At 68.3% G+C, this 12,073-nt stretch carries 12 protein-coding genes; 11 read left to right on the top strand and 1 reads right to left on the bottom strand.

What is annotated here, in order from left to right; genetic code table 11:
* Nucleotide 1: 1 nt before the first annotated feature.
* The 9 genes from rsmD to HCH03_RS04800 all read left to right on the top strand — a co-directional run bounded on the left by rsmD (nt 2) and on the right by HCH03_RS04800 (nt 7,692).
* Nucleotides 2–583 carry a 16S rRNA (guanine(966)-N(2))-methyltransferase RsmD gene (rsmD, locus tag HCH03_RS04840; protein WP_221688584.1) on the top strand — a complete coding sequence of 194 codons (582 nt, stop codon included), beginning with the start codon at nt 2–4 and terminating at the stop codon, nt 581–583.
* A gap of 6 nt (nt 584–589) precedes the next feature.
* Nucleotides 590–1,069: a pantetheine-phosphate adenylyltransferase gene (gene coaD, locus HCH03_RS04835; protein WP_080142862.1), complete on the top strand. Its 480-nt coding sequence runs from the start codon at nt 590–592 to the stop codon at nt 1,067–1,069.
* Between the two features lie 206 nt (nt 1,070–1,275).
* Nucleotides 1,276–1,749, top strand: coding sequence for an ATPase (locus HCH03_RS04830; RefSeq protein ID WP_080142863.1), 474 nt, complete (start codon nt 1,276–1,278; stop codon nt 1,747–1,749).
* Nucleotides 1,750–1,835: 86 nt separating this feature from the next.
* Nucleotides 1,836–2,300, top strand: coding sequence for a YceD family protein (locus HCH03_RS04825; RefSeq protein WP_246599692.1), 465 nt, complete (start codon nt 1,836–1,838; stop codon nt 2,298–2,300).
* Nucleotides 2,301–2,558: 258 nt separating this feature from the next.
* Nucleotides 2,559–2,930, top strand: coding sequence for a GntR family transcriptional regulator (locus HCH03_RS04820; RefSeq protein WP_221688582.1), 372 nt, complete (start codon nt 2,559–2,561; stop codon nt 2,928–2,930).
* Nucleotides 2,923–3,780 carry an ATP-binding cassette domain-containing protein gene (locus HCH03_RS04815; protein WP_221688581.1) on the top strand — a complete coding sequence of 286 codons (858 nt, stop codon included), beginning with the start codon at nt 2,923–2,925 and terminating at the stop codon, nt 3,778–3,780. The genes HCH03_RS04820 and HCH03_RS04815 overlap by 8 nt, the downstream gene beginning before the upstream one ends.
* Nucleotides 3,781–3,784: 4 nt before the next feature.
* Entirely contained in the window at nt 3,785–4,459 is a 675-nt protein-coding gene (locus HCH03_RS04810) for a hypothetical protein (RefSeq protein ID WP_221688580.1), read from the top strand.
* A gap of 297 nt (nt 4,460–4,756) precedes the next feature.
* Nucleotides 4,757–5,635, top strand: coding sequence for a helix-turn-helix domain-containing protein (locus HCH03_RS04805; RefSeq protein ID WP_221688579.1), 879 nt, complete (start codon nt 4,757–4,759; stop codon nt 5,633–5,635).
* Nucleotides 5,635–7,692 carry a HelD family protein gene (locus tag HCH03_RS04800; RefSeq protein WP_221688578.1) on the top strand — a complete coding sequence of 686 codons (2,058 nt, stop codon included), beginning with the start codon at nt 5,635–5,637 and terminating at the stop codon, nt 7,690–7,692. Before HCH03_RS04805 ends, HCH03_RS04800 begins: the two co-directional genes overlap by 1 nt.
* 160 nt (nt 7,693–7,852) lie before the next feature.
* Here the strand turns inward: HCH03_RS04800 and HCH03_RS04795 are convergent, their stop codons facing one another.
* Nucleotides 7,853–9,136 carry an ATP-binding protein gene (locus HCH03_RS04795; protein ID WP_221688577.1) on the bottom strand — a complete coding sequence of 428 codons (1,284 nt, stop codon included), beginning with the start codon at nt 9,134–9,136 and terminating at the stop codon, nt 7,853–7,855.
* A gap of 297 nt (nt 9,137–9,433) precedes the next feature.
* Between HCH03_RS04795 and HCH03_RS04790 the strand changes: the two genes are divergently transcribed.
* Together HCH03_RS04790 and HCH03_RS04785 are read left to right on the top strand one after the other, a co-directional pair.
* A complete protein-coding gene (locus HCH03_RS04790; RefSeq protein ID WP_221688576.1) occupies nt 9,434–10,723 on the top strand; it encodes a chloride channel protein in 1,290 nt (429 codons plus the stop codon).
* Nucleotides 10,720–12,063, top strand: a complete 1,344-nt coding sequence (locus HCH03_RS04785) for a chloride channel protein (RefSeq protein ID WP_368042420.1) — start codon at nt 10,720–10,722, stop codon at nt 12,061–12,063. Before HCH03_RS04790 ends, HCH03_RS04785 begins: the two co-directional genes overlap by 4 nt.
* Nucleotides 12,064–12,073 lie beyond the last annotated feature (10 nt).

Here is a 12,073-nt window from a genome sequence, read left to right as displayed (position 1 = left end):
CATGCGCATCATCGCCGGTGAGTTCAGGGGGCGCACCGTCAAGGCGCCGAAGGGGGAGGGCACGCGCCCCACGACCGACCGCGTGCGGGAGTCGCTCATGAGCGCGGTGAACAGCGCACGCGGCGGCTTCGAGGGCGCCGTGGCGCTCGACGCGTTCGCCGGGTCGGGCGCGCTCGGGCTCGAGGCGCTCTCGCGCGGGGCCGCGTGCGCGCACTTCTACGAGCGCGACGGCGCGGCGGCGCGCGTGGCGGACGGCAACGCGAAGGCGCTCGGCCTGGATGCGCGACGGGCCCGCGTCCATCGCGCCGACGTGCTCAAGGATCCGCCCGCCCGCGCCCGCCCGCCCTTCGACCTCGTGTTCTTGGACCCGCCCTACGCGCTCGAGGCGGCCGACGTGCTGGGCATGGTGGCCCGCCTCGCCGATGCCGGCGCGCTGGCTCCGGACGCGCTCGTGGTGTACGAGCACGGGGCCGCTGCGTGCTCGCAGGCGGACGACGCGGCGGCCGCCTGCGGGTTCGCGCTTGCCTCGCGCAAGAAGTACGGCGATACTGTCGTGGACATACTCAGACCGAAGGAGCTTTGACCCGTTATGAAACGTGCACTCACGCCCGGAACGTTCGATCCCATCACCAGCGGGCACCTCGACGTCATCACGCGCGCGGCGCAGCTGGTGGACGAGGTCGTGGTGGCGGTGGCCGCCTCGCCCAAGAAGAACCCGCTGTTCACGCTGGAGGAGCGCGCGGAGCTCGTGCGCCAGGCCACGAGCCACCTTCCCAACGTGCGCGTGGAGCCCTTCGACGAGCTGCTCGTGGACTTCGCCGCCCGCATGGAGGCCACCGTCGTGGTGAAGGGCCTGCGCGCCATCACCGACTTCGAGTACGAGTTCCAGATGACGGCGCTCAATTACCAGTTGAACCAGGAGCTCGAGACGCTGTTCATCATGTCGCCCCCGCAGTACATGTACCTGTCGTCGTCCATCGTACGCGAGATAGCCAGCCTGCGCGGCGACGTGAACGGCTTCGTGCCTGATTGCGTGAAGGGCGCGCTCGAGGCGAAATTCGCCCGATAGGGCCGGCGGTTCTACCCGCTTTAGATGTCGAAGCGGCAACGAAAAGCATCGGGAGGCTTCCGACCGGGTAAAATGTGCACGCTTTGTGCATTGGCGTTGGGGAATCCGATCAAACCTGTTAGAATACTTTGACGCATGCGCGCAGGAAGACGATCGCGAAGCGCCTACGCACTTGAAACGCAGCACGCTTGGGTGGAAGGACAATCATGGACGAAACAGGAGTCTTGGGGCTGCTTGAGGAGCTCTCGATTCTTCTCGAGGACTCGAAGCCGGTCTTCGGCAAAAGCAATTTGCGCCAAGTCGACATAGCCGCGGCGTTCGAGATCATGGACGAGATCCGCGACACGTTCCCGAGCGAGTTCGCGCAAGCGCGCCAGATCGTGCGCGAGCGCCAGAGCCTTCTCGACGATGCCGAGGCCGAGGCCAACCGCATGATCGAGGACGCGCGCAGCCAGGCCATGACCATCGCCAGCGAGCAGGAGATCGTCCGCATCTCCCAGCAGCAGGCCGATCAGATCCTGGCCGACGCCCGCGAGCTGGAACGCCAGACGCGCGCCGGTGCCGAGGACTACGCCGACGAGGTGTTCGGTCACGTGGAGACGAGCCTCGACACGCTGCTCAACAACGTGCGCCGCTGCCGCGACCGCCTCAACGCCAACTCCCTTGCCGCAGGTCGCTGATGGAAGCGACGCGCATCCATATACCTTCCGAGCTCTTCGCGCCTGCGGAGAGCTCTCATTTTGAGGGAACGTTCTCCGTGCCCGTCATGAAGGCGGGGCCCGACCTGTACGACTTCGAGGGCCCGCTGGCCTGGCAGGTCGACGTCACGAACACGGGCGACGCCCTGCTGGTGACCGGCACCGTGGAGGGGGAGGCGAAGACGTCCTGCGCCCGCTGCGTCGACGAGTTCTCGTTCTCCGTGACGGGCGAGATCGAGGGCTACTTCCTGATCGACTCCGAGAAGGAAGCCCCCGAGGACATGGACGACGACGAGTTCGACGTGCTGCCCGAGGACAACGTCATCGACCTGGAGCCGCTCATCCGCGCGGCGCTGCTGCTGGAGTTCCCGCTCGTGCCGCTGTGCGACGACGACTGCAAGGGCCTGTGCCCCACGTGCGGCGCGAACCTGAACGAGGGCCCCTGCGCCTGCGAGCCGGCCGCCGAGGCCGACGACGACGTGCCGCCCAACCCGTTCGCCGTGTTGAAGGACTTCCCGTTCGACCAGAACTGAGCGGCGAAACCGAGCGTAACCGCGCAGAGCACCGATTTCCGAGCCCGCCTATCACGGCGGGCTCTTCTGTTTCGTTGCCGCGTCGCTTTCCGAAGAGTTGCCAGGACGTTTTTTGACGAGCTGCGCTCTTTGGAGCTAATCGCACGATGAAACTGTCGTTTCCCGTTGACTTTCCCTCTTTGATTTCTTACAATGCTAGTTAGTTACTCAACTAACAAACTAGATAACAAAGCTGAATGAGAGGAGGGGCGTGGCCACATGAACATCGATCCTGCCAAGGACGTGCCCCTGTTCGTGCAGATCGCCGAGCAGATCGAGGAGGACGTTTTCACCGGCGTCTACGCCGAAGAGGACCGCATCCCCTCGACCAACGAGCTCTCGGCGCTGCTCGGCATCAACCCGCACACCGTCCTCAAGGGCATGAACATCCTCGTGGACGAGGGCATCATCTACAAGAGAAGGGGGATGGGCATGTACGTGCAGGCAGGAGCCGCCGAGAAGGTGCGCGCGAAGCGCCGAAGCGCCTTCGACGAGCGCTACGTGGCGGCCCTCGTGGCCGAGGCGAAGAAGCTCGGATTGACGAAGGACCAGGTTGTCAGCCTCATCGAGAAAGGGTACGACCATGTGTGAGCTGCGAGCCGAGCATCTGACGAAGCGCTTCGGCAAAACGACGGCGCTCGACGACGTGACGCTGTCCTTCGAATACGGCAAGATCCACGCGCTCTTGGGCCGCAACGGCGCGGGCAAGACCACGCTTCTGGGCGTCGCGTCGAACCGCCTGATCCCCACGAGCGGGCAGGCGCTGGTGGACGGCGAGCCCGTCACGGACAACCCCCGCGCGCTGGCGAAGGTGTTCTGCACGGGCGACGTGCGGATGATTCCCCCGTCCATGTGCGTGGACGACCTCGTCGGCCATATGGGCCGCTTCCACGAGGGGTTCGACGCGAAGCGCGCGCTGCGGCTCGCCAAGATGTTCGAGCTGGACGTGAAAGCGAAGACGGGCGCGCTCTCCACCGGCTACCGCTCCATCTGCCAGCTGGTGATGGCGCTCTCGCTCGACGTGGACTACCTGCTGCTCGACGAGCCGGTTCTGGGGCTTGACGCCGCCCACCGCGACCTGTTCTACCGGCTTCTGATGGAGGACTACCTCGAGCGCGGGCGCGCGGTGGTCGTGGCCACGCACCTCATCGAGGAGGTGGCGACTCTCGTGGAGCGCGTCGCCATCATCGACGAGGGGCGGCTGCTCATGGAGGCTTCGGCCGACGAGCTGCGCACGAGCGGCTACAGCGTGTCGGGGCGCGCAGAGGATGTGCGGGCGTACTGCGAGGGGCTCGAGGTGCTCGGCATCGACGAGCTGGGCAGCTTGGCGATGGCGTACGTGCAGGGCGAGCCCGTGCGCGAGCGCTTGACCGACCGGTTGGACGTGGCTCCCATGAGCCTGCAGAAACTGTTTGTCGAATTGACGGGGAAAGGGGAGTGACCTCATGAAACTCAAGGCGGGTATTCGCTACCAAGCGGTCGAGCTCGTGCAGAGCGCGGCGGCGTTCTGTTTGATCGTCGGCGCCATCATCGTTGCCTTCAACCTGCTCAGCTTTACGAAGATATCGCAGATGACGTTGCCGAGCTTGGGCTTTCTGCCCTACATCCTCATGCCGCTGCTCGCGCTGGCCACGTTCTCGGACGGCGTGCGGTTCCTCATGCGGATGGGACTCACGCGCTCCCAGACGATCGCGAGCACGGTGGCGTCGCTGGGGGCGGTGTGCCTGTTCCTGGCCGTCGTCGAGGCGGCGTGCGCTGCGTTCGTGCCGTTCTGGCCGTTCGCGCAGTCCCTGTTCCTGATGACGTACGGGCCCCAGAACGGCCCGCTGCTCGACTTCCTGTTCACGTTCCTGGGCTGCGCCGCGACCGCGGCGTTGGGCCTCGCGTTCGCGGCGCTGCAGATGCGCTTCGGAACGCGCCGTGTCGTGCTCGTGACCATCGCGGTCCTTGTCATCGCGGCGAGCCAGCTGAGTCCTTGGGCGATCGCCGACGGATGGACCTGGCTGTTCGCCCTTGCTCCGGGGGCGAGCTTGGCGAACCCCTTCGCGCTGTTCGTCGTGGTGATCGCGCTCGGCCTGCTGGCGGCTTGGGCGGCCTCGCGTCGCTACGAGGTGCGCTGAGGACGGGGGAAGCCCTGCCCCGCTCATCAGACGCTCACGAGGCTATCAAAAGTGCCGCTTCGCTGGACTGGTAGGGCAAGGGCTCTGCCCTTGCCGCTCAGCAAGCAACGTTTCCTCAGTTAGACGGCAAGGGTAGAGCCCTTGCCCTACAGGGCGGTCGCGAAGGGCGCGCGTTTGACGATTTTTGATGCTCCTTTCGCATTCCTTCCGATTTCGGCAACAGAGCAAGAAAAGTAGAGACGCGCCGCGGGCCGTTCTGGTTCAATGGAGCATCCGGGTCGAAACGGAAGGAGGGGCATGGAGTCGGCGAACCTGCGCGCGGTGGAGCGGGCCATAGAGCACATCGAAGCGCATTTGGGCGGGAAGCTCGATCTGGACGAGGTCGCGCGCGCCGCCGGATACTCGAAATTCCATCTGCATCGCCTGTTCGGCGAGGTGACGGGCATGACCGTCCACGATTACGTCTCGCGGCGGCGCCTGACGGAGGCCGCGTGCGCGCTCGCGCGCTCGGAGCGCCCCATCGTGGACATCGCCCGCGAGGCCGGCTACGACAGCCAGCAGACGTTCTCCGCGGCGTTCACGGCGCTCTACAAGGTTCCTCCCGCGCGGTTCCGGGCGCGCGGCTCGTTCTATCCGCTCCAGCTGCCGTTCAGCCTGCGCGCCTCGGCGCTGCGGGCGGGGAGGGGCGCGGACGACTGGACGGTCGAGCGCGCGACGCCCTCCGACGTGGCGGCGTGGATGGACCTCCTGCGCCTCGCCGTGGACAACTTCCCGTGCCTGGATGAGGGGCAGCACGAGGCGTGGCTGCGCCGCGCCATCGATAGCGGCTGCGCGCTCGTCGCGCGCGAGCCGGGCTCGGCGTCCCTCGCGGGGGCGGCGGCCTTCACGAGGGAGCGCGGCAGCATCGACTTTCTGGCGGTGCATCCGCAGCATCGCCGCGCCCCGGGCGTGGCGCGGGCGCTCGTCGACGCCGTCCGGGCCGCGGCGCCGGGGCGCGACCTGACCATAACGACATACCGGGCGGGCGATCGCGCCGACACGGGCCATCGCCGCCGCCTCGAGGAGATCGGCTTCGAGGAGGCCGAGGAAGCGGAGGAGTTCGGCTACCCTGTCCAGCGCTTCGTGCTTCGCGGCGGCGCGTACCGGGAAGAGGACCGCGAAGGAGGCGACGTCTGATGGGCGAAAGGTTCGAGAACGGGAGCATCGTGGACGAAGAGCGGGCGCGCCTCGCCGAGACGCTCGAGCTGCTGCGCGACGCCCTCGAGCGCGCCGAGGGGCTGCACGAGCGGATCGAGGGAGGGTACCGCGAGGCCAAGCGCTACCTGGCCGAGTACCGGGGCGAGATCGACCCGAGCGAGAGCTTCCAAAACGAGCTTGCGCTGAACGAGGAGGACCGCCGCGCGGCGCAGTCGCACTATGCCGCCGAGCGCCTGCGCAAGCTGCTCGACTCGCCGTACTTCGCGCGCGTCGATTTCGCGGCTGGCGAGGGAGCCGCCCCCGTGGCGAGCTACGTGGGAAGGTTCTCGTTCAGCTTCGGCGGGCGGGCCGTCGTGTCGGACTGGCGGTCGCCCGTGGCGGGCCTGTTCTACGACTTCGAGCCCGGGCCCGCGCATTTCGACGCGCCGTCGGGACGCGTCGAGGGCACGCTCGCGCTCAAGCGGCAGATCACGGTGGAGGAAGGACGGCTCGTCCACGCGGTGGACAGCGGCTCGAGCGTGCGCGACGACGTGCTGCAGTACGAGCTTTCCCGCACGTCGGACGGCGAGATGCGATCCATCGTAGCCTCCATCCAAAAGGAGCAGAACGCGCTCATCCGCGACGAGGCCCCCGGCGCGCTGGTCATCCAGGGCGTGGCCGGATCGGGCAAAACGTCCATCGCGCTGCATCGGGTGGCGTACCTGCTCTACCGCCAGCGCGGGCGCCTGACGTCGAAGTCGGTGGCCATCCTCTCGCCGAACCGGGTGTTTTCCGACTACGTGTCGCGCGTGCTGCCGGAGCTGGGGGAGGAGCCCATCGTCAACCTAAGCCTGCGCGAGGCGGTGGAAAAGGAGCTGGGAGGCGCGGTGTCCGTGGAGGCGCCCCGGCCGGCCGTGGACGACGGCGACGAGGACCACCGCCGCCGCGCGCGGCGCAAGGGCGAGGTCGCGTTCGCCCGGGAGCTCGAGGCCTTCCTCTCCCGCGCGGTCGACGACCTGTTCCAAGGGACCGACATCGCCTTCGGCCGCCGGGTGGTGGAGGGCGCTTGGCTGGAGGAGCGCTACCGGCGCTACGGCGGCCTGCCCGTATCCGAGCGGATCGCCCTCGTGGCCGGCGACGTGGCGCGGGACCTCGACGCCCGCGCGGTGGGGCGCGACCGGCTCGCCCTGCCTGCGAAAGGCGAGGTGCGCCGCAAGCTGGCGGGCATGCTGCGGGCGAAGGACGAGCTCGCGCTCTACCGCCTGTTCCTGCGCGAGCGCGGCGAGGCGGACCTGCTGAAGCTGTCGGCCGGGCGGAAGGTGGAATGGGAGGACGCCTGCCCCCTCGTGCTGTGCCGCGCCGCCTTCCGGGGCGTGGGGGCCTTCGCGGAGGTCAAGCACCTCGTGGTGGACGAGATGCAGGACCTGACCCCCGTGCAGCATCGCGCCGTGGCCCGGATGTTCCCCTGCGAGAAGACCGTGCTGGGCGACTTCCACCAGTCGGTCGACGACGGCAACCGCGCGGAGCTCGCGGACGTGGCGGCCGTCTACGGAGGGGCCCGCGTGGCGAAGCTCGTGCGCAGCTACCGGTCTACCTGCGAGATCATGGCGCTGGCGCGGCGGGTGAAGCCCGTGTCCGGCTTGGAGGCCGTGGAGCGCCACGGCGAGGAGCCGCGCATCGTGGGGTGCGCGAACACGGCCGAGGTGCTCGCGCGCACGGAGGAGGCGCTGGCGGCGTTCGAGGCGGGCGGCCGCAAGACGCTCGGCATCGTGTGCAAGACCGACGACCTGGCGCGCCGCTACCACGAGCTTCTGCGCGACCGATGGGACGTGCAGCTGCTCGCGCCCGAGAGCGGCGGGTACCTCGGCGGCGCGTCCATCGCCTCGGTGACCATGGCGAAGGGGCTCGAGTTCGACGAGGTGGTGGTGCTCGACGCCGATCGGCGCCTGTACGCCACCGACTTCGACCGCAACCTGCTCTACGTGGCCGTCACCCGCGCGCTGCACAAGCTCACGGTCCTCCACCGGGGCGACCCGCCCGCCTGGCTGACGGCGTGAGGGCCGACCGGGCGTGCGGCTGAAGGCCCACTGCAAGCTCTTCCTTCGCCTTGCATCATGCGCCGAAACGACGGCTTCCTCAACCAACTACCGGATGCTTTTCGCGTGCGCTCGATGCTAACCGGAAGTTGTCTTCGCAGGTCGAACGCACAAGCCGCCATCAGCCCAAAGAAGCGCCCATCAGAAAATCGACGATGTTCATGTGACGCACGCCCTCATGCGAGTAGTCGATTCGATCCATGCTCAAAACGTATTTCGGGTAGGCATCGGCCACGGCGAGCAAAGGCGAGAACTCGCGCCGTTCGACCTTCTCGTCGGCAAGCGTGCGACACACTTGCACGTACACGCGATCAGTATGATCCACGGCAACGAAATCGATTTCCGCATCGTCGATCTTGCCTACGGACACCTCGAAACCGCGACGCAGCAGCTCCATGAACACCACGTTTTCCAGCACATGACCCACGTCGCTGGGCCTTTCACCAAGAAACGCGTTGCGCAACCCCGTATCCACCACGTAGTACTTTCCGTTGGTGCGAAGCCGCTCCTTGCCGCGAATGTCGTAACGCTGGCAACGATAGAGCACGAACGCGTCGCACATGAGCTTCAAATAGCGATCCACGGTATTCGCCGTAATAGAATGACCCGCCGACTTGAGGGTATTTGCGATGCGATGCGCCGATACCTCCGAGCCAATCGTGTCGAACACGAACTGCGCGACCCGCATGAACAAAGCCTCGTTGTCGATGCGCCCACGCTGGACCACATCGCGCATGACAACCGAATCGATGAGGCTCGCAGTAAGCGCCTGTATTACCTGGGGATTCGTAGCAAGCGCCACCGCTGGGAACGACCCCTGCGAAAGGTAGTCGTCGAACACGGCCTCGGGCGATGTTGGATAGGTATCCGACCCCGGATACACATTCGATCCAGGAAACAACCCGCGGAAGGTGAAGAACTCCTGCAGCGAAAGGGGGTACATGCGAACCTCTACATACCTTCCAGCAAGGTAGGTGAGATCCTCTCCAGCGAACAGGCGGGAATTCGACCCCGTCACGTAGATGTCAACCGGAAACGTCGACCTCAAACTGTTGACTGTTTGCGCCCATCGCTCTATTTCTTGTGCTTCGTCGATCAGGACGTAATAGGGGCCCTCCTCCGCTCCGGCTTGCTCGATGCGCTCTTGCACGAAACGATGGAGCTCGGCCGGCTTGCGTAGATCTTCGGCCAGAAGGCTTTCGAAATTGACCGCGATAATACGGTCGCGAGAGACACCTTGCATGATAAGGTCCTCGGCAAAGAGTTTGAGCAACGTCGATTTTCCGCAGCGACGCACTCCGGTGATCACCTTCACGAAATCGGTGTCTTTGAAATCCAAAAGCTTTTTGAGATAGCGAGGACGTGGGACCATAAGAACCTCAATCTGATTGAGAATTTTCTTCATTTTAGCAAGTTTTCTCATTTGTTCTGAGAAAACTTTCCGATTTGCGGAAAATTCTCAACCGCTTTGACAATTTCCGGCGCTGATCGCTACCCTTCCTTTGCATCGATGCACGCAAAGGGGTCGATTCTGCGCAAAACCCGCCTCGTTTGATGTTCCGCAAGGCATGTTCCGCGCGCATGTCGGGCGCTCAAGGGGGCGGTGGCGGCGCGGTTACGCTGACCCCGCCGCGCGGCGCGCCTTCGTTCGGATCCCTATCATGGAGCGGATGAAACCAGGGCGGACGAAGGCGAGGCGGACATGGAGGAGCGCGGATCGGCGGGCGGCGGCGTCAACCTGCCGCAGGCTGCGCGCCACGTCCTGTTCGCGCTCGCGGTGGGCGTCGTGGGCGCCGCGGCCTCCATCGCGCTCTCGCTCTCCGTGGACCTGGCCGCGCGGCTCCAGGCGCGCTTCCCATGGCTCCTTCTGCTGCTGCCCGCGCTCGGCGCGGCTTCCGTGCTGCTGTACCGGGCGCTCAAGCTGCCCGCCCATCTGGCCACCGACACGATGGTCGACCGCCTGCGCCGAAACGACCGTGTGCCGCCCGCGCTGGCGCCGGGCATCCTCGCGGGCACGTTCCTCACGGTGCTCGGCGGCGGCTCGGTGGGCAAGGAGGCCGCGGCCCTGCAGATGGGCGCGTCGCTCGGCGCGCTCGTGGGTCGTCCGTTCAAGCTGGCCCCCATCCGCGCGGGACGGCCGGCCATCCCGCGCGGCTACGCGGCGGCCGCCGGCATGGCGGCGTGCTTCGGCGCGCTCTTCTTCGCGCCCCTCGGCTCCACGGCGTTCGTGCTGGAGCTCGCGCGCTTCGATAGGGCCGTGGCGCGCCACGTGCCCACGCTGCTGCTCGCATCCCTCGCCGCGTTCGCCCTCGCGCGGATCACGGGCATCGGCGACGTGATCCCCCGTGTAGACGTGCCCGCCTTCTCCTGGCCGCTCATGGCGCAGTGCGTGCTCGTGGGGCTCGCATGCGGGGCGGCCGGCACCGTGTTCGGGGTGGCGCTGCGCGGCGCGCGCCGCATCGTGCGCAGCCGCGTGGGGCGGCCTGTGCTGGCCGCCGTGGCGGGCGGGCTCCTGTTCGCTGGCGTGGTGCTGGCGTTCGGGTGGCAGGGCTTCGAGGGCACGGGCATGCCGCTTCTGCGCGGGGCGCTCGCGGGCCATGCGGGCGGCGTGGACTTCGCCGTGAAGGCGGGCCTCACCGTGCTCGCGCTCGGCTTCGGGCTCAAGGGCGGCGAGATCATGCCCATGTTCACGGTGGGCGCGCTTCTGGGCTGCGCGCTCGGCGGGCTCACGGGCGCCTCGGCACCGTTCTCGGCCGCGCTCGGGCTGGCGGCCTTCTTCGCGGCCGCGAGCCGCTGCCCGCTGGCGGCCCTCTTCATGGGCGCGGAGATATTCGGCCTGGCGGCCGCCCCGTACCTGGCGCTCGCGGTGGCCGTCGCCTTCGCGGGAAGCCGCGACGTGGGCGTGTTCGGCCGGGGCGCGGCGAGCGAGTTCGCGCGCCTGCGCGCCCGTGCGCGCGACGAGGGGCGCCGCCGGGAAGGCCGGAAGCGGTGAGGCGCGCCGCGAGCCGCCTGACCGGGCAGCTGGCAAGGCACGCCGTGTTCGCGCTCGCCGCCGGCGCGGCTGGGGCGCTCGCGGCCGCCTTGGCCACCCTTGCGCTGGCGGCGGCTTCCTCGCTCTCCGCGCGCTTCCCCTGGCTCGTCTTCGCCCTGCCGGCTCTGGGCGCGGCCTCCATCGGAATCTTCCGGCTGCTGCGGCTGCCGCTGGGCGCCCAGCCCGGGTCGGTGGTGGAGGACGTGCGCGACGACGACCCCGTGCCGCTTGCCCTCGCGCCCGCGGCGCTGGCTTGCACGTTCCTCACGGTGCTTGGCGGCGGGTCGGCGGGGGCCACGGCCACGGCGCTCGCCATGTCCTCCTCGGCCGCGTCGGGGCTGGGCAGGCTCGTGCGCGTGGAGCCGATCGCAGGGCGCGGGGCGAGGGAGGCCCGCCGCGGCTGGACGGCGGCGTGCGGCATGGCGGCGGCGTTCTCCGCCCTGTTCGCGGCCCCGCTCGCCGGCGTAGCGTTCGCGCTCGAGCTCGTGCGTTTCGACGGCGCCGTCGCGCGCCGCCTGCCGGCCGTGCTCGCTGCCTCCTTCGCTGCCTGGCTCGTCGCCCTGCCGCTCTCCGGGGGCTACGCGCTTCCCGAGGCGGCCATCCCGGATGCGTCGTGGAGCGCGGGTGCCCTCTGCGTGCTCGCGGGCGTGGCGAGCGCCGTGGCCGGAACCGCGTTCGGCTGGTCGCTGCGCGCGCTCCGCCGCGCGTTCCGCCGGACGCGCGCTCACCCCGCGCTCGTGGCGGCTGCGGGCGGCGCGCTTTTGTGCGCGCTCGTGCTCGCGTTCGGGTGGCAGCGCTTCGAGGGCTCGGGGCTCGCGCTTCTGGACGACGCCTTCTCCGGGAAGGCGGGAACCTTCGATTTCGCCGTGAAGGCGCTGCTCACGGCGCTCACCCTCGGTGTGGGCTTCAAGGGCGGCGAGGTGATGCCGGCGCTCAGCGTGGGCGCGCTTCTGGGAGCCTCGTGCGCGGGGCCCGTGGGCGCCGCTCCCTCGTTCGCCGCGGCCATGGGAGCCGCGGCGTTCTTCGCAGCCGCCGCGCGCTGCCCGCTGGCCGCGGTGCTGCTGTCGGCGGAGGCGTTCGGCTGGGCCGCCGCCCCGTGGGCCGCGCTCGCCGTGCTGCCCGCCTACCTGCTCAGCGCTGACGTGGGCATGTTCGGCCGCGGCATCACGGCCCTCAAGGACCGCAAGCGCCGCAAAGGTCGCCGCGCCGAGGATGGGGCGGCGGCGAAGGACGAACCGCCCGCCCGGCATGGCGCGCACAGCGAACACGGCGAGAACGACGAACCGTCGCGCCGAAGATGAAGTGCGCGGA

This window comes from Gordonibacter massiliensis (ex Traore et al. 2017) (assembly GCF_019731765.1).
In the GTDB taxonomy this organism is placed as follows: Bacteria; Actinomycetota; Coriobacteriia; order Coriobacteriales; family Eggerthellaceae; genus Gordonibacter; species Gordonibacter massiliensis.
The sequence above is the reverse complement of the archived record's forward strand: the minus strand, read 5'-3'. Positions and strand labels throughout refer to the sequence as shown.